This is a genomic window from uncultured Roseibium sp. (genome assembly GCF_947499295.1).
GTDB lineage: Bacteria > Pseudomonadota > Alphaproteobacteria > Rhizobiales > Stappiaceae > Roseibium.
This window is the reverse complement of record NZ_CANMNP010000016.1, coordinates 152,689-168,848: the sequence shown is the minus strand read 5'-3', so window position 1 is coordinate 168,848 and position 16,160 is coordinate 152,689. Positions and strand designations below refer to the sequence as shown.

Here is a 16,160-nt window from a genome sequence, read left to right as displayed (position 1 = left end):
ATATGGGACCGATGTAGCGCCTATTCCAGTCCTGAAAGAATGTTAGCGTGAACCGTCTTATCACTGTTGTCTTTATACTGTTCTTTTCCTTTTATCCGGTTTCCGCTCAGGCGGCTGACCTGAAGCTAGTGGTTCTGGGCGACAGCCTGTCGGCTGGATATCAGCTTCCATCAGACGCAGGGTTCACCACTCAGCTGCAAAAAGCACTGGACTCACGGGGACATTCTGTCGAAGTCATCAACGCCGGCGTGAGTGGCGATACGACTTCAGGCGGCCTCTCCAGGCTGGACTGGTCTGTTGCGCCGGATACCGACGCTGTGATTGTTGAACTTGGTGCCAATGACGCCCTCAGAGGTTTTTCTCCGGAGATTACGAGAAAGAACATAGAGGAGATCACCACGCGTCTGCGCGAGCGTGGAATCGAAGTGATGCTGGCCGGTATGCTTGCACCTCGAAACCTTGGCCCGGAATACGCCGATGTCTTCGATCCGATCTACTCGGAGGTTGCCAAGGCCCACGGAGCCCTGCTTTATCCATTTTTTCTGGAAGGCGTCGCTCTGAATCCGGATTTGAACCTCTCGGACGGCATGCATCCGAACGCGGATGGTGTCGCTGTAATCGTTGAAAACATTCTGCCAAAGGTCGAAGACCTGTTGGCCAAAGCACAATCGTCATAAGGGCCGGCGCCACTCGGCAGCCAGAAACGCCCTTTTCTTGAAAATTGAAGGAAGACCAGATGGAACAGCGCCGGCTTGGACGCACAGACATCAATGTGAGCGCCCTTTGCCTCGGAACGATGACCTATGGCGAGCAGAACTCAGAAGACGAAGGCCATGCCCAGATGGACTACGCACTCGATAGGGGCATCAATTTCTTTGACGCTGCCGAGCTCTACCCGATCCCTCCGAAAAAGGAGACCCAGGGCCGCACGGAAAGGATCATTGGCAACTGGTTCAAGAAAAGCGGCAACAGGGACAAGGTTGTCATGGCCACCAAGGTTGTTGGCCGTTCCGAGATGAACTGGTTCCGCAAGAACGGTGAAAAGAGCAAACTGACCCGTGAGCAGATCGAGCAGGCTGTTGATCGCAGCCTGATGAACCTTCAGACAGACTATATCGATCTCTACCAGATCCACTGGCCGGACCGGAATCAGGCCGGCTTCGGCTCCATGCCGACGCGCTGGAAGGATGCGGTTCCGGCCGAGGACGAAAACAGCATCCAATCGACACTCGAAGTTATGTCCGACCTGGTTAAATCGGGAAAGGTACGTCATATCGGCCTGTCGAACGAAAGCGCCTGGGGAACAATGCGATATCTGGCGGCCGCTGATGTGTTCGACCTGCCACGAGTGGTCTCCATTCAGAACGCCTATTCTTTCGTCAACCGCACCTTTGAGACGGGCATTGCGGAAATCGCCCGCCGGGAAGATGTTGGGCTTTTAGCCTATTCTTCCCTGGCTCAAGGCTATTTGACCGGGAAATACCGCAATGGTGCCTTGCCGGCCGGCGCGCGCAAAACGCTTTTCAATCGCATGCAGCGCTATGAGCATCCACGCACGCTCCAGGCAGTGGACGCCTATCACGCACTTGCCGGCGAAGCAGGTCTCGACCCGTCTCAGCTGGCAATCGCATTTGCCAAATCCCGGTCCTTCATGACTTCTGTCATCATCGGCGCTACGAGAATGGATCAGCTTGAAACAGACATTGGTGCTGCCGACCTCGTTCTCAGCGATGACGTCCTGGAAAAAATCGACGAGATCCATCAGGAATTCGGCAATCCTGCTCCTTGATTGCAACTGCTGGTCATTGAGAATCAAATGACATCAGATGCCGTACCAGAGACCGCCTGGCGCGGCATTTTCACATTCGGGCTGGGATTTTCATCGTGTTGTCAAAGATTTAGATTTTTGTCTTGCGATTTTCATGAAGTTGATTCCTCATGGGATTCATCAGCGACAGCGGAGGGAACACCCATGCCGCGCCTATTTACAGGCCTTGAGATTCCGTCGGAGACGGCACTCATGCTTTCTATGCTCCGGGGAGGCCTTCGGGGTGCTCGCTGGATCGATCCCGAGAACTTTCACATTACACTTCGGTTCATCGGTGACATAGATGACCGGACAGCAGATGAAGTTGCAGCTGCACTCGAGCGGATCCGCCGGGATCCGATTGAAATTCGGCTGAACGGGCTCGGTTCTTTCGGCAATGGCAAGCCACATGCAGTCTGGGCCCGTGTCGAGCCGAACGCAGAGCTCGCGGAATTGCAGGCCGAGCAAGAACGGATCATTCAACGGCTGCACTTGCCCGCAGAACGTCGAAAATACGTTCCACATGTCACGGTCGCCCGTTGCAGGTCATCAACCAACGAAGATGTGGCCAAATGGCTCAGCGAGCGCGGCAACTTTCAGGCACAGCCTTTTGTTGCCGGCAGATTTGTTCTGTTTTCCGCCAAATCAAGCGTAGGCGGCGGACCCTATCTGGTTGAAGAGGCTTACCCGCTCGCGGCTTGAGCCGATCGCTGCGGTTTGATCGACGACTGACCGGACTTCACGGCGCAAAGACCAAATTGATCTCAATCAGCCTTGGAAGGGCGGGTCAACAGACCCTCATAGACCGCAAGCGTCCTGGCGCACATCGTTTCGACAGTAAAATTCTGTTGCACATGCAAAAGCGCACGGCTTGTCAGGTCTTTTTTTGATTTGTCATCCATAAGCAGCGCTGACCTTATGGCATCAGACAGAGCCTGCGGATCGCTTGCGGTGACCCGCCAGCCTGTTCGTTCAGAACCCGGGACGTCCGGGGGCGCCAGCACTGTTTCTGGCACAGCACCCAGATTGGAAACAATCACCGGTACCGACGCGGCCTGCGCCTCGACGGCAGCACGGCCAAAAGCTTCCGGCTCAACAGAGGCAACCACAGCAATGTCCGACAGTGCCATGGCTGCAGGGACATCAGCGCAATGCCCTACAAGCCGCACCCGATCATGAAGGCCATGATCCGCGATCTGTTTTTTCAACTCGGCAACATATCCATCTCGGCCTTGCGCATCACCGGCCAAAATCGCAATCGGCTCTCTCAGGCCATCATCTTTCAGAAGCGCCATTGCCTCGATCAGAACGGCTTGTCCCTTCCAGGCCGTCAGACGAGCCATGTTCATGATGATCGGATGGCCGTTTGGAATGCCCCAGCTGTCTTTGAGTGCCTGCTGGCGCAACGCACTGACATTATCCGGATCGAGGCTCTTCAGGTCTGACCCGCGCGGGATAACGGTGATGCGGGATTTGGCAAAGGGATGTCTTTTGCCAATCAGTTTGGCAATGAATTCAGAGTTGGCGATCACGGCATCGCCTCGCGCCATCACGGAATTGTAGTATGCCTTGAGCGCATTCGATTGATTGTAGGTGCCATGGTAGGTGGTCACAAATGGGATATTCGTGCGCCGCGCTGCCCTGAGTGCCGACCAGGCAGGTGCTCTGCTTCTTGCATGTATGAGGTCTACGCCACGCTCTGAAATGAGAGAGGCGAGCCTTTTGGTATTTTTCCAGAGAGTCACCGGGTTCTTGGACTTCACCGGAAGCACGATGTGCTCGGCTCCGAAAGATTCCAATTCCGGCACCAACTGCCCCCCCTGGCTGACGACCAATGCCTGAGCGCCGGCTTCAACGATTGCCCGCGCAACATCGATCGTCGTGCGTTCGGCCCCGCCCGAATTCAAGTCCGGGATCACTTGCAGAACTGTCGTGGCCGTGGGCAGGGGCGGCAAGTGTAGCCTCCAAAGTGCTTTTCAAGACGGGATGTGTGTGCCAAAGGCAGGATAGAAGAAACAAATTATGTTGAGAGCCTTAATATGGGTGCGCCAGAACCGCAATTCATCTCGGTCGGAAAAAACGACTCTTTGCGGAAGATCGCGGTTTTGAACGACCCCGGAGAAGGCCCCGGTCTTTTTTGGCTGTCCGGATTCAAATCCCACATGTCCGGCACGAAGGCCGAGGCGCTTGCTGCTCATGGTGAAAGTCTCGGCAAACAGGTGGTACGGTTTGACTATTCAGGTCACGGGCAATCCGGTGGCAAGTTTGAAGATGCATGCGTTACGGATTGGCTGGAGGAGGCGACAACCGTATTCGACCGCTTCGCGGACAAGGAAACAGTCCTGGTCGGATCTTCAATGGGAGGCTGGATTGCGCTTCTGCTTGCATTGAAACGGAAGGAAACCGGCAAGATCAAGGGACTGGTCCTGATTGCACCTGCAGTCGATTTCACTGAGGAGCTGATGTGGAAACAGCGATTTAACGACGAGATCCGGGAAACCATCCTGACCAGCGGACGTTGGTCCCAGCCATCGGCCTATGACGAAAGCCCCTATGTGATTACGCGCAGACTGATCGAAGACGGTCGTCGGCACCTGCTTTTCGGCAAACCGCTCTATCTTGGGTGCCCGATCACAATTCTGCAGGGTGCACAGGATCCCGACGTTCCAAGACAACACGCAGAACGACTTGTCGATGCATTGCCGCAGGATGATGTGACCCTGTCCGTCGTTCCGGACGGAGATCATCGTCTGTCGAGACCGCAAGACATCGAGCTGTTGCTGAGATCGGTCGATACATTGACCGGCAACTGAGACAACCTCAAACAGGAAGTGTTTCCCGGCCCTGCTTTTGAACACGATACCAGGCCCAGAATAGACGTGCGGCCACACCACGGTGTGGCGACCAGGCTGACGCAATCTCGTCGAGCTGTTTGGGATCCGGCTTTTCTTTCAGTTCAAGCGCATCACGAACCGCAATCTGAAGCGCAAGATCGCCGCTTGGAAAAATATCGGGGTGACCGGCACAAAAAAGCAGGAAAATATCTGCCGTCCAGCGGCCAATACCCTTGATCGAACACAGCCGGGCATGTGCTTCGTCGGCAGGTGCCTCGGCCAGTTGAGTGAGGTCCAGACCGGATTGGCAGGCCTCTGAAACGGCGCGCAGTGTCCGAATCTTCGGCCTCGACAGCCCAGCGCCGGCAAGATCCTCGTCCGAAAAGTCCATCAGGCGATCTGACGTCAGCGGCACCACAAGCTTTTGCAATCGCGCAAATATCGCAGCTGCGCTCGCAACGGAAACCTGCTGCCCAGTGATGATCTGGGCAAGGCCCTCAAAGTCGGCAGCTCTGCGTCGCAACGGAAGATCTCCCGCAGCCGAGGCTATTTGCGAAAGTCTTGGATCAAGGGCTACCAGCTCACGCAGACCTTTCTTGATATCATCTGGTACGGCAATCGGTTTCATGGTCGGCGTGAAGGCTTCAGCAGATTTGCATGAGAGACAGGGAGTGATAGGTAGGACTTGAACGACCAACTCCAATCCGTCAACCCGGCTCACCACCTTCATGTCCAGACCCGTTTTCCGGTTTGCACCTTCCCCCAACGGACATCTGCACCTCGGGCATGCCCTGTCCGCGCTTTTGAATGTCAGAGCAGCCAATGCATTGAACGGTCGATTTCTGCTGAGATTGGAAGATATTGATCTGGCGCGTTGCACACCGGATCTGGAGCGGGAGATGCTTGAAGATCTCGACTGGTTGGGGGTGCCGCTGGAAGAGCCCTTGCTTCGCCAATCGCAGGCGTTCGAACATTACCGCAAGGCACTTGAACACCTCCAGGACCTAGGTCTTGTCTATGCTGCCTACCTGACGCGCGCCGAAATCCGGACATTCGTCGCCGACTACGAATCGGTCGGCAGAAGCTGGCCGCGGGATCCGGACGGCGCACCGGTCTATCCTGGGGATCATGCCGTTTTGGCCGAACAGGAACGCAAGGCCAGGGCCTCAAGCGACGCTCCCTTTGCGTTGCGCCTGAATATGGCAAAGGCTCTTGCTAAAGTTGGCAAGTCACTGAGCTGGCAGGAAGGTGGTTCAGAGGGCAAAGCGCTGTTCCGGTCCGATCAGAAGATCGAAGCCAATGCGGCAGATTGGGGAGATGTGATCCTCGCTCGCAAGGACACGCCGACGAGTTATCATCTGTCCGTTGTGGTTGACGACGCGCGCCAGGGAATTACTGACATCTTGCGAGGACAGGACCTCTATCACGCAACCAGCGTGCATCGGGTCTTACAGGAATTGCTAGAGCTGCCCGAACCGCGATATCGCCATCATCGTCTGATACTGGGAGACGACGGACGCAAATTGTCAAAATCCAACAAGGATACGAGCCTCAGATCCTTGCGTGCATCAGGCATGACACACGCTGACCTGCGACGGCGCCTCGGGCTCTAGTTCAATTTGAACCAGATTTCCAAAAAACCGATCCAGAGGCTGGTCGTTACGATAGCGCAAAGTGTCGTCATGGTGATCGCGTTGGCCGACATGGCATGGCCGGTTCCGTACCGGTTTGCAAAAATATATGCGTTGATACCGGTCGGGCATCCGGCGGTCAAAGTTGCAACGGCGGTCCAGAGCGGCGGCAACTGAAAGACAAAAGCGCTAACAGCAAAGACCACACCTGGCATGATCAGGATCTTGATCACGCTGAGCAGAACACCCGGAAGCACATTTCCGCGCATGCCGTATTGCACGAGGCTCATGCCGAGTGACAATAGGGCAAGTGGCAAAGCCGTAGCGGCGATCCTGTTAAGAACATCCTGCCCGATATCCGGCAGGTCGACCCCGGTGAGACGCCATAAAAAGGCGAGTGCGATGGTGACAACAATAGGATTTTTCATCAGGCTCTTCAGCGCGCCAGAAAGCAATCGGCCAAGTGGAGGCAAAGGCTCACCGCTGTCGATCGCAGCGGCACGTTCCATGACGATAGCCATTGCCACCGTCATGATTGCCAGGTGAACTGAAATCACCAGAAGCAGAGGTACCAGGCCTTCGTCGCCGTAGACAGCTGCGACCAGAGGCAGCCCGACAAGAACGGTATTGGCAAATGCGGCAGAAATTCCTCCGATTGCTCCGGCGCGGGCATCGCGTCCGAAGCCTTTCCGAATGACCAGGGTTCCAAGCGCCCAGGCAACACCGACGCCAACGAAATAGGCGGCCCAAAGCTCAACTGGAAATCCTGCAGACAGGTCTGCATTTGTCAATGTGCGAAAAATCAGGACCGGAATGGCAACAATGTAGACAAACTGACCGAGTGCCTCGCTGACCGTCTGACCAAGGATCTTGAAACGGGCAAGCGCATAACCAATCCCGATGAGCAGGAAAACCGGAGCAACAATGGCAAAGTTTTGAGCAAGCATGAAACACTGCGCCGCAAGAGCGCTTTTCAACCGGGTTTGGAGGCAGAACAGTTGACGAAACAGCCGACCCTGAAGGACCGGATGGACAGCGATGTGCCCGCAAGGTAAGCACGAATGTGGTCAGATTGGCTTTTCCCAGATGGTTCGGCAAGCCCTTTTGACGTGAAACTGGCGAAGGACATGGGCTTCATGGCAAATCATGATGAAGATGGCGCGAAGATTGCGCTTCTGGCCCATGATCTCAGAACCCCGCTTGCGGCCATGCGGCTGACCGCCGAAATGATCGGTGAAGGATCTCTGGACATTGCCCAGGCTGAACAGCTGTCGGTTCTGATACGCTCCATTGACGCCCTGACACAACTCACCGGCGATCTCCTGAATGCCGGGGAGCAGGATGAAAACGCCCCTTCGGCTACCTATCGGATTTCCGAAATCATGCTTGAGGTAACCGATCTCTTTCGCCCGGTCGCCGAGGCCAAAAATCTGACGCTTGACGTTGTTTTAGATGAAGACACAAGGGAGAAACTGATCCGCGATGGCGGATCGCTGCGCCGGGTGCTCACCTCGCTCTTGGATAATGCCGTAAAATACACGGACACCGGAGGTATAATCGTCGAATTGTCGACCGTGGCGTCAAATGAACCTTCTTCTTCGCGCGCAATTGACGATAATTGGGTCAATCTTTCAATCACGGACACCGGACCAGGCATCGATCCCGAAGAAAGAGAACGTCTCTTCAGACCCTTTGTCCGAGGCCGCCACGGCAAAGCTTCTGCTCCAGGCACCGGTCTCGGGCTTTGGGGCACTGCAGAACTTGTAAGAGAAATGAAGGGTCTGCTCAGGCTGGCGCAGCCCAAAAGCGGCGGAAGCTGCTTTGAAGTACAGATCCCGTTGCAAACACAAGATACAATCGACAGACGACCTGAACCGGCACCGTCATCCGACATGGAACCCGTTGCATCCCGTCCCGGCATGACAATGCATATTCTGGTGGTCGACGACAACGAAACCAATTGCAGGCTGCTTGCCGCATTGCTTGAATCCTTCGGGATGTCATGTGACATCGCGCATTCCGGCGAACAAGCTATCGTTCTGATTCAAAAAGAAAAATATGACGCCGCGCTTCTGGATTTGCATATGCCGGGCATGAGCGGCCTCGAAACAGCAGAAGAGCTTCGGAACCTCGAGCCGGGCGGCGAGCCCCCGCTCATCGCGGTCACCGCCGCACTTGAGTCTATTGGCGATCAGCGCTTGCGACAGGCCGGTTTTCAGGAGGTCTTGACCAAACCGCTGTCCCCGGCCTTGCTTTACAAAGCCCTTGAACACGCAAATCGGCTCAATCTCGCTCCCTGACGGTCTCCAACGCCTGTTCAAGGCGGTCATTGCCCCAAAACAGGCCGCCGTTCGGAACGACCAGACTAGGAGCACCGAATATTCCGAGCTTTTCCGCCTCGGTCACAGCAGCACGCAGCCCGATTTTCGTTTCCGGCGAAACCGCATCGGCCAGCGCCTGCTTGGCCGGTGCGCCAACCTCAATGAGAAGATCGGCCATCAGGGCTTCGTCCTCAATCTCCAGGCCCTGGCCGAATTCTGCAACATAGACAGCCCGGCTAAATGCGCCGATCCACGGCTGATCACGGCCGGCAAATGCGATTCTTGCCGCCAAAAGCCCGTTTTGCGGGAAGGGGCTGGGCATCTGGAATGGCAGACCGTATCGCTCACATTGGCGCTCCATGTCACACCACATGTAACGACCCTTTGCCGGCTGAAGGTTGAAGGGGGAGGTATTCCAGCCTTGTTTTTTGAAAATGGGCCCAAGCAAAAAAGGCCTCCAGGCAACTCTGACACCAAAATCAACGGCGAGCGCTTCAATACGCATGGCTGTGAGATAGCTATAGGTCGAGGCGAATTCGTACCAAAATTCGACCACCGGTTCGCGATCCTGCCTCAATGAGACGATATTCGAACCTGATGGATGATCTGCCGGATCGTCACTTTGCAAAATATTCAACTCCAAAAACACCTTCGCCAACCCTGCCGGAAAGGAGGGATTGGACAGGCTTGCAGGATGCGCTAAAGAGCAGCCATGGAACGACACAACCCCGCCAACCATAGTCAGAAGTCTGGACTGCGCAAAGCCGGTGACTGGTGCGTTACCCACCCGATAGCTGTGGCGAGCGTTTATGTCGGCGCTGTTTCTTTGTTTTTTTTGGCCTTTCCAAACATTGATCTAAAAGTCAGCAATTTCTTCTATTTTGGCGAAGCAGGTTTTGCGGCTCAGAACGAGCCCTTCCTGAGAGACGTCAGGCATCTTGGACCTTTTCTGGTAAAAGTCATTGCCGTTGTCTGCGTGCTCATTCTCGTGGTCAAATTGATGGCACCTGGACGTCCGCCTATCCTGCCCCTGCGCAAGCCGGTTTTCCTTTTGACGACGTTGATCCTCGGACCGGGAATCCTGGTCAACACAATCCTGAAGGACAATTGGGGACGGCCCCGCCCGCGCTCGGTCGAAGAGTTCGGCGGTGATCTGCCCTTTCAGCCTGTCTGGAAAATGACGGAATACTGCGACAAAAATTGTTCTTTTGTCTCTGGAGAAGCTTCAGCGAGCATATGGCTGGTCTCGGTCGTCTTTCTGGTTCCTGCGAGCTGGCGCAAGGCGGTCCTCGCATTTGTCCTGCCGCTTTGCCTGATCCTGTCGACGAACCGCGTTGCTTTTGGGGGTCACTTTTTCTCTGACACCCTGATTTCCTGGGGCTTGACGTTCTTGCTGATCCTGATTGTCTACCACTTGCTCTACATTAAGGAGCCACCCCTACTCACAGACAGGGGTCTAGACGAGTGGTTCACTGTAAAGGGCCGCAAGCTCCAGCGCCTTTTTCAGCGACTGCTGGTACGACTGCGTCGGTCCTTTCGGGGCGCGGTGCGAATTTTCTCCGACCGGTAAGCGCTTTTTCGGCAAAAATCAGGTGCGTTACTTGCGTGGCCTGGTGCGCTTTAATATGCGGGCAAAGCGCAGAGGTGAGCGGTCCTCAACCCAACTTATTGCTTCGTTTATCTGGGGAGTTTTCCGCCTTCGATTGCGCAACATGCGGGCAGCGCTCCGACTAGTACCGACAATCACGATCATTCCCAGTGCAAGCAGCGGAACACCGGTCGGTATCGGCAGCCAAACGGTTGCCAGACCAATCAGAATGCAAATCGCGGCCAGTGACCACCATAGGAATTTCATGAATCAACCATGGAGCGCAATCTCGACGATCACCCATAGCGCAATTTCTGAGACGGATTTATGAACCCTGAAACCGCGAAATTGAATCCCCTGCGATTAGGAGTACTGATCCGTCAATGTGCTCAAAAGCCGTTGTCCACCCGCCCTGATCATTTGATAAACATTTTCAAAACTGTCTGGCCCGCCGCAATATGGGTCCGGAACCTCCTGCACCGGATCGTCGAGCAGTAACCTGATATGCGCCGTCCCACCATTGCTCCGGCTGTTTAGGTTGGTCAGGTTGCTGCGATCCATGGCGACAATCGTGTCAAATCGATCGAAGTCGTCATCTGAAACCTGCCGGGCTTTTTGACCAGTAATGTCGACGCCGTATTTTGCGGCGATCTCGATTGATCGCGGGTCCGGGGGATCGCCAATGTGCCAGGCTCCTGTTCCGGCGGAATCAATTTCAAATTCGCCGCTTCGCCCGGCTTCGAAAACAAGACTTCGAAACACGCCCTCAGCAAGGGGCGAGCGGCAGATATTCCCTAGACAAACAAAAAGGACACTTTGGACCAACACACAGCTCCCATATCTATCTGTCCACCGTGCGGACTTGTGTGCCAAATTGCAAACGGGCGCTTCAGGACCGCCGTGCTTGCCGGTTCTGTTTGAGTTCGCCTTCGCTTCTTCCTTTGGGTAGAATATGGAAAGAGTGTTGGCTGATCAGGAGAGGCAAATGGTGGAGCGATTGAAGCCGGAGGACCGGGCGGCCGGTTTGCAAGACCTGCCGGACTGGCACCTCTGTGATGGCCGCGAGGCAATCACCAAGACATTCAGGTTCCGGGACTTCACCGAAGCCTTCGGGTTCATGACGCAGGTGGCGCTGATTGCTGAAAAGATGAATCATCATCCGGAATGGTCCAATGTCTATCGCACTGTCGAGATAACGCTGGCAACGCATGATGTTGGTGGCCTGAGTGTTCTCGATCTGAAATTGGCTGGTGCCATCGACAAGATCGCTGGCGACAGCTAGTCCTCAATTGGCGCGTTCGATTTCAGGAAGGTCTGGGGTCGCAGCCTATCGCTGAGTCATAGGAATAAGTGACTTGATGCAGGAATTGGCCAATCGGCGGTGACGATCTGGTCGCCGCGCTGATGTTGCTAGGGGTGTACGGTCTGGACGATGAAGCAGGAAGGCCAGCCGCTAGCTTGAATTCCCGGTCTTTCTAGTCATCCAGGCGCCAAGCCTCGCGCCTCCAATATCAGCCACCTTTTGCAAGCTGAAACCTGTGGCCTTCCTCAAGCTTCTCTGCCGCCAGTAACTCGTGACCGTTTTCCCGGCAAAAATGCGGTATGTCGATTTCCGCCATTGGATCGGTCGTCAACACTGTAAGCTGATCGCCGGAATTCAGACGCATCAGCGCCTTTCTGGTTTTCAGCACCGGCAACGGGCATTTCAATCCTTTGAGGTCAAGCAGCGTTTCCGTCACAGATTGATCCTATCCCTTGTCTTCGAATTCGAACCAGCACTTGGCAACAGCTCGATAAGATAGTCACGTCAGTGCGAAATTGACAGTGTTCGCAGAAGATTAGATGCTGCCGGAACAATGAATTCAAACACGTTCAGAACAGGACACACGATGACAAGCCGCGCAATTTCCGCACTGGATATTCTCGATTTCTGGTGGCGGGCCGGACCTTCGAAATGGTTCGCGATAGACGAAAAGTTTGACAAGTCCTGTAACGACCGGTTTCTACCCGCCATTGAGGCCGCCAAGGAAGGCAAACTTGATCATTGGGCAGAAACCGCAGACGGCACTCTGGCTTTACTTCTCCTGCTCGATCAGATGTCCAGAAATGTTTACAGAGGCTCTCCCAAAGCCTTCGAAGCGGATGAAAAGGCCGTCTCAATTGCCGAATACGCCATTGCTCACGGCTTCGATCGCGCGTTTCCGATAGAGGCCAGAGGCTTTTTCTATCTTCCCTTTGAGCACTCGGAAGATATGAGACATCAGGAAAAATCAGTCGATCTGTGTCGCAGGCTGGGCGACAAAGAACTTTACCACTATGCGCTGATACATATGGATGTCATACGCAGGTTCGGGCGGTTTCCGCATCGAAACAAGGTTCTTGGTCGAAAAAGCACCCAGGAAGAAGAAGCCTATCTCGCCGATGGCGGCTTTTCGGCCTGATCGCATTGATGCTGGTCGATACCTTACTGAATTTATGGAAATGATTTGCCGGGCGGGCTGCCGTTTTTTTAAGCGAGTGCCCGGCTCCGATTCAATCTGATCAAATTTTCATCAGCGATTAAATCGCTGCACAAAAAATATGCAGACAAACTGCCTCTAAAGGCGTCACCGGATTTTTCCGCTGGCGCCTGTTTCCTTCCTAGCTCCCTTAGAGTCCGCAGAACTCCGCGAAAAACAAGGTAAATTGGGCAAGTTGGCACGGTCCTTGATTAAGAAAGGCCGACACCGACCCGACGCCATTCACTGTGGCCAGGCCAAAGACCTGAAAAGACCCTTCCAGAGGGGACATCAACCAGGCGGCAAGTTGGGGACGGTCGGCCGAGCTTCTTCGACGGGAAGAGGCACTAATAAGGGGAATGGAACGAGCAATGAAAATCGTGATGGCCATCATCAAGCCGTTCAAGCTCGACGAAGTGCGCGATGCCCTGACCGGCATCGGCATCCAGGGGCTGACGGTGACCGAAGTGAAAGGCTATGGCCGCCAAAAGGGGCACACCGAAATCTACCGCGGAACCGAATACGCCGTCAGCTTCTTGCCGAAGCTGAAGATCGAGGTCGCCGTGGATTCCGGATCCGTCGACAAGGTCGTCGAAGTGATTTCAGGTGCAGCAAAGACCGGTCAGATCGGTGACGGCAAAATCTTTGTCCACTCGATCGACCAGGTCGTGCGCATCCGTACCGGCGAAACCGACGCCGAAGCTCTGTGATTTAGGTAAGGAAACGTAACATGAAAAATCTTGTCGCTAAGGGCGCGACGACGCTGACCGTGTTGAGCCTTATGGCTCTTCCGGCACTCGCCCAGGATACCGACGCTGCGGCAGCTCCGGCCGTATCGCCAGAAGTCGCCTACATCTTTAACACTCTGCTGTTCCTGATCGGTGGCTTCCTGGTCATGTGGATGGCAGCCGGCTTCGCCATGCTTGAAGCTGGGCTCGTTCGTTCCAAGAACGTCTCCATGCAGTGCCTGAAGAACATCTCGCTTTATTCCATCGCGGGCATCATGTTCTGGATCACAGGCTACAACCTTATGTACACCGGTGTTGACGGTGGCTTCATGGGTTCATTCGGCCCCTATTCCTTTGACGCTGTTGGCGGAGACGCGCTCGACACCGGCTATTCCACAGCATCCGACTGGTTCTTCCAGATGGTGTTCTGTGCGACTACGGCATCGATCGTTTCCGGTACGCTTGCAGAGCGCATCAAGCTTTGGCCGTTCCTGCTTTTCACTGTTGTTCTGACTGGCTTCATCTACCCGATCGCAGGCTCCTGGCAGTGGGGCGCAGGTTGGCTGTCCGAAATGGGCTTCTCCGACTTCGCTGGTTCCACGCTGGTACACTCCGTCGGTGGCTGGGCTGCTCTTGCCGGCGCAATCATCCTTGGTGCACGTAAGGGCAAGTATGGTGCAGACGGAAGCGTTCACCCGCTTCCCGGTTCTTCCATGCCGCTGGCAACACTGGGTACTTTCATCCTGTGGCTCGGCTGGTTCGGCTTCAACGGTGCTTCCCAGCTTGCAATGGGTTCCATCGGTGATGTGTCCGACATCTCCCGCATCTTCGCCAACACCAATATGGCTGCAGCTGCCGGCGTTGTCGTCGCGGTGATCCTGACCCAGGTTCTTTACAAGAAAGTCGACGTCACAATGGCCCTGAACGGCGCTCTTGCCGGTCTGGTATCCATCACCGCTGAGCCGCTGGCACCGAGTGTCTGGCAGGCCGTCTTCATCGGTGGTGTCGGTGGTGCGATCGTTGTCTTCACAGTTCCGCTTCTCGACAAGCTGAAAATCGATGACGTCGTTGGCGCTATCCCTGTTCACCTGATTGCAGGTATCTGGGGCACGCTGATTGTTCCGCTTTCCAACGGCGATGCTTCCTGGGGCACGCAGATCGTCGGCATTGTTGCCTACGGCGCGTTCACCCTGATTGCCTCGGCTGTCTTCTGGTTCATCCTGAAAGCTGCCATGGGCATCCGGGTTTCCGAAGAGGAAGAAGCACTTGGTCTCGACAAGGTCGAGGTTGGTGTGGAGGCCTATCCGGAATTCGGCACCGGTTCTCAGCGCCTCTAACAAGATGCGCTGACACAAAATCTCCCAGGCGGTCTATTGGCTCAGACCGCAAACTTGGAAAGCCCGGGGGCAACCCCGGGCTCTTTTTTTGCCTACCTGACAGGTCAACATTTCAGCTGGCCACTTTCAGACTGCTTGCGACCAGCTGCACCGCTTCGGAGGCTTGCTTGGCCAGTTCGATGTTCCGGGCAGATCCGGTAATCGCACTTTCGGTGTCCTGACGAACTTTTTGCAAGTTGGAAGACACTTCGTCCAAGGCCGTGGTGCGTTCCGTCATTTGCCGGAAAGTCGTCTCATTGCGAGCCGTCAGCTCGTTCAGGTATTCCTCAACGGATGAAACCTGTTCAAGACCATCCGCGCTCTGGGATTCGGAAAGCTTGAGCTTGTCGGTTGTTGTCTCGATCAGATCACGTGACCTCGCAATCGATCGGTTCATTTCCGAAAGAATACCGGAAATGGAATCAACAGCATTTTCGGTCGACCCGGCCAGCACCTTCACTTCTCCTGCCACGACCGAAAAGCCCTTGCCGGCATCTCCCGCACGTGCAGCTTCGATGGTTGCATTCAAGGCAAGCAGGTTGGTCTGAGCCGAAATTGAGGAAATTTCCTGTGCCAGAGCCTCGACATCGCCAAACCGGCCAGCGAGCTCCTCCGTGGCTGCACTCAATTCACCTATCAGGTCTGCCGCTGAAAGGCAGGTTTCGACAACACCCCGAATACTTTCACGCGCCTTGGTCATGCGGCCGCCAGCATTCACCAAATCGTCCGTGCAGTCCTTGGCTTGCAGGCCGACGGATTGAAGATCTTCCTGAATTTGCTCTGCGGTTGAAATCAGATCGGCGAGGAATTCCGCCCGTTCCTTGCTCGCGGCATTCACCGCCTTCGCATTCTGGCCAATCTGTGAAACATCAGCGCCGGCTTTCGCCAGTTTTTCAATCTGATCGCATGCGTCGCGGTCACTATCTACGACCTGGCTGGGGTCAGTTTCCCCAATCTCTAGAGCCTCCGGGCGTGTGTTCTCCTCTGTTTGGTCCAGAGGCTGCAGAACCGTTGGCCCCTGTCTCAATGTCATCTTTGCGCTGACGATCGAAACAGTGAACGGCACGGCTGTCGAAAGCAGCGCCTGCCAAATGACAAATTCCGCATGGCCCAGAAAGGCATCGATCTGATTGATGCCGGTCAGGATTGATCCGACAATAAGTGCGGTAATGACAGCTCGTTTGAACATTTCAACCAATTCTCAATGTGAGTACCCTGCTAGCGTCGCTCAACATAGTTAACACTGAAGAAATGGCCGTCCGCAAACAGACTTCGAACTGACTATAAATTAAGCTGATGCCGCTTTTTTAGTCTCACCGATACGGCTATTCACGCAAACCCGTAGCGTTGACCGACCAATAGATTGGCAGCTTTCTG

The 16,160-nt window shown here is 55.0% G+C and carries 19 protein-coding genes; 11 read left to right on the top strand and 8 right to left on the bottom strand.

The window, feature by feature from the left end; translation table 11 throughout:
- The first annotated feature begins 47 nt into the window (after positions 1–47).
- From Q0835_RS22455 to thpR, 3 genes are all read left to right on the top strand, one after another.
- Positions 48–677: an arylesterase gene (locus Q0835_RS22455; protein ID WP_298964445.1), complete on the top strand. Its 630-nt coding sequence runs from the start codon at positions 48–50 to the stop codon at positions 675–677.
- A gap of 59 nt (positions 678–736) precedes the next feature.
- Positions 737–1,789, top strand: coding sequence for an NADP(H)-dependent aldo-keto reductase (locus Q0835_RS22450; RefSeq protein WP_298964443.1), 1,053 nt, complete (start codon positions 737–739; stop codon positions 1,787–1,789).
- A gap of 183 nt (positions 1,790–1,972) precedes the next feature.
- Positions 1,973–2,509, top strand: coding sequence for an RNA 2',3'-cyclic phosphodiesterase (thpR, locus tag Q0835_RS22445; RefSeq protein ID WP_298964441.1), 537 nt, complete (start codon positions 1,973–1,975; stop codon positions 2,507–2,509).
- Between the two features lie 62 nt (positions 2,510–2,571).
- Here the strand turns inward: thpR and Q0835_RS22440 are convergent, their stop codons facing one another.
- Positions 2,572–3,762 (bottom strand): glycosyltransferase family 4 protein, encoded by a 1,191-nt coding sequence (locus Q0835_RS22440; protein WP_298964438.1) that lies wholly within the window; start codon positions 3,760–3,762, stop codon positions 2,572–2,574.
- A gap of 84 nt (positions 3,763–3,846) precedes the next feature.
- Here Q0835_RS22440 and Q0835_RS22435 point away from each other — a divergent pair, with 84 nt between their 5' ends.
- Positions 3,847–4,620 carry an alpha/beta hydrolase gene (locus tag Q0835_RS22435; protein WP_298964435.1) on the top strand — a complete coding sequence of 258 codons (774 nt, stop codon included), beginning with the start codon at positions 3,847–3,849 and terminating at the stop codon, positions 4,618–4,620.
- 7 nt (positions 4,621–4,627) lie between these two features.
- Here Q0835_RS22435 and Q0835_RS22430 read toward each other — a convergent pair whose 3' ends face one another.
- Positions 4,628–5,371 carry a DNA-3-methyladenine glycosylase gene (locus tag Q0835_RS22430; protein ID WP_366142397.1) on the bottom strand — a complete coding sequence of 248 codons (744 nt, stop codon included), beginning with the start codon at positions 5,369–5,371 and terminating at the stop codon, positions 4,628–4,630.
- Between Q0835_RS22430 and gluQRS the strand changes: the two genes are divergently transcribed.
- The gene (gene gluQRS / locus Q0835_RS22425; RefSeq protein ID WP_298964432.1) at positions 5,370–6,254 is read left to right on the top strand and encodes a tRNA glutamyl-Q(34) synthetase GluQRS; all 885 of its coding nucleotides are present in this window, start codon (positions 5,370–5,372) and stop codon (positions 6,252–6,254) included. The genes Q0835_RS22430 and gluQRS overlap by 2 nt on opposite strands.
- Here gluQRS and Q0835_RS22420 read toward each other — a convergent pair.
- Positions 6,251–7,219 (bottom strand): AEC family transporter, encoded by a 969-nt coding sequence (locus tag Q0835_RS22420; protein ID WP_298964429.1) that lies wholly within the window; start codon positions 7,217–7,219, stop codon positions 6,251–6,253. The two genes, gluQRS and Q0835_RS22420, sit on opposite strands and share 4 nt — an antisense overlap.
- Before the next feature lie 189 nt (positions 7,220–7,408).
- Here Q0835_RS22420 and Q0835_RS22415 point away from each other — a divergent pair, with 189 nt between their 5' ends.
- Positions 7,409–8,572, top strand: a complete 1,164-nt coding sequence (locus Q0835_RS22415; protein ID WP_298816661.1) for a response regulator — start codon at positions 7,409–7,411, stop codon at positions 8,570–8,572.
- Here the strand turns inward: Q0835_RS22415 and Q0835_RS22410 are convergent.
- Positions 8,556–9,170: a 2-hydroxychromene-2-carboxylate isomerase gene (locus Q0835_RS22410; protein WP_298817068.1), complete on the bottom strand. Its 615-nt coding sequence runs from the start codon at positions 9,168–9,170 to the stop codon at positions 8,556–8,558. The two genes, Q0835_RS22415 and Q0835_RS22410, sit on opposite strands and share 17 nt — an antisense overlap.
- Before the next feature lie 135 nt (positions 9,171–9,305).
- Between Q0835_RS22410 and Q0835_RS22405 the strand changes: the two genes are divergently transcribed.
- The gene (locus Q0835_RS22405; RefSeq protein ID WP_298964426.1) at positions 9,306–10,163 is read left to right on the top strand and encodes a phosphatase PAP2 family protein; all 858 of its coding nucleotides are present in this window, start codon (positions 9,306–9,308) and stop codon (positions 10,161–10,163) included.
- A 27-nt stretch (positions 10,164–10,190) separates the two neighbouring features.
- Here Q0835_RS22405 and Q0835_RS22400 read toward each other — a convergent pair whose 3' ends face one another.
- The gene (locus Q0835_RS22400) at positions 10,191–10,448 is read right to left on the bottom strand and encodes a hypothetical protein (RefSeq protein WP_298816657.1); all 258 of its coding nucleotides are present in this window, start codon (positions 10,446–10,448) and stop codon (positions 10,191–10,193) included.
- Between the two features lie 96 nt (positions 10,449–10,544).
- Positions 10,545–11,009 (bottom strand): low molecular weight protein-tyrosine-phosphatase, encoded by a 465-nt coding sequence (locus tag Q0835_RS22395; protein ID WP_366142395.1) that lies wholly within the window; start codon positions 11,007–11,009, stop codon positions 10,545–10,547.
- Between the two features lie 157 nt (positions 11,010–11,166).
- On the opposite strand from Q0835_RS22395, the gene Q0835_RS22390 reads away from it, so the two are divergent.
- Positions 11,167–11,463, top strand: coding sequence for a 4a-hydroxytetrahydrobiopterin dehydratase (locus Q0835_RS22390; protein ID WP_298816649.1), 297 nt, complete (start codon positions 11,167–11,169; stop codon positions 11,461–11,463).
- A gap of 229 nt (positions 11,464–11,692) precedes the next feature.
- Here the strand turns inward: Q0835_RS22390 and Q0835_RS22385 are convergent, their stop codons facing one another.
- The gene (locus tag Q0835_RS22385; protein WP_298964420.1) at positions 11,693–11,920 is read right to left on the bottom strand and encodes a sulfurtransferase TusA family protein; all 228 of its coding nucleotides are present in this window, start codon (positions 11,918–11,920) and stop codon (positions 11,693–11,695) included.
- Between the two features lie 150 nt (positions 11,921–12,070).
- Here Q0835_RS22385 and Q0835_RS22380 point away from each other — a divergent pair, with 150 nt between their 5' ends.
- The 3 genes from Q0835_RS22380 (at position 12,071) to Q0835_RS22370 (ending at position 14,744) form a co-directional block, all read left to right on the top strand.
- Complete coding sequence (locus Q0835_RS22380; protein WP_298964417.1) at positions 12,071–12,622, top strand: DUF924 family protein; 552 nt, start codon at positions 12,071–12,073, stop codon at positions 12,620–12,622.
- A gap of 428 nt (positions 12,623–13,050) precedes the next feature.
- The gene (locus Q0835_RS22375) at positions 13,051–13,389 is read left to right on the top strand and encodes a P-II family nitrogen regulator (protein WP_173005836.1); all 339 of its coding nucleotides are present in this window, start codon (positions 13,051–13,053) and stop codon (positions 13,387–13,389) included.
- Between the two features lie 20 nt (positions 13,390–13,409).
- Positions 13,410–14,744 carry an ammonium transporter gene (locus tag Q0835_RS22370; RefSeq protein WP_298816642.1) on the top strand — a complete coding sequence of 445 codons (1,335 nt, stop codon included), beginning with the start codon at positions 13,410–13,412 and terminating at the stop codon, positions 14,742–14,744.
- A gap of 112 nt (positions 14,745–14,856) precedes the next feature.
- On the opposite strand, the gene Q0835_RS22365 is transcribed toward Q0835_RS22370, so the two are convergent.
- Positions 14,857–15,972 (bottom strand): methyl-accepting chemotaxis protein, encoded by a 1,116-nt coding sequence (locus tag Q0835_RS22365; RefSeq protein ID WP_298964415.1) that lies wholly within the window; start codon positions 15,970–15,972, stop codon positions 14,857–14,859.
- Between the last annotated feature and the right edge of the window lie 188 nt (positions 15,973–16,160).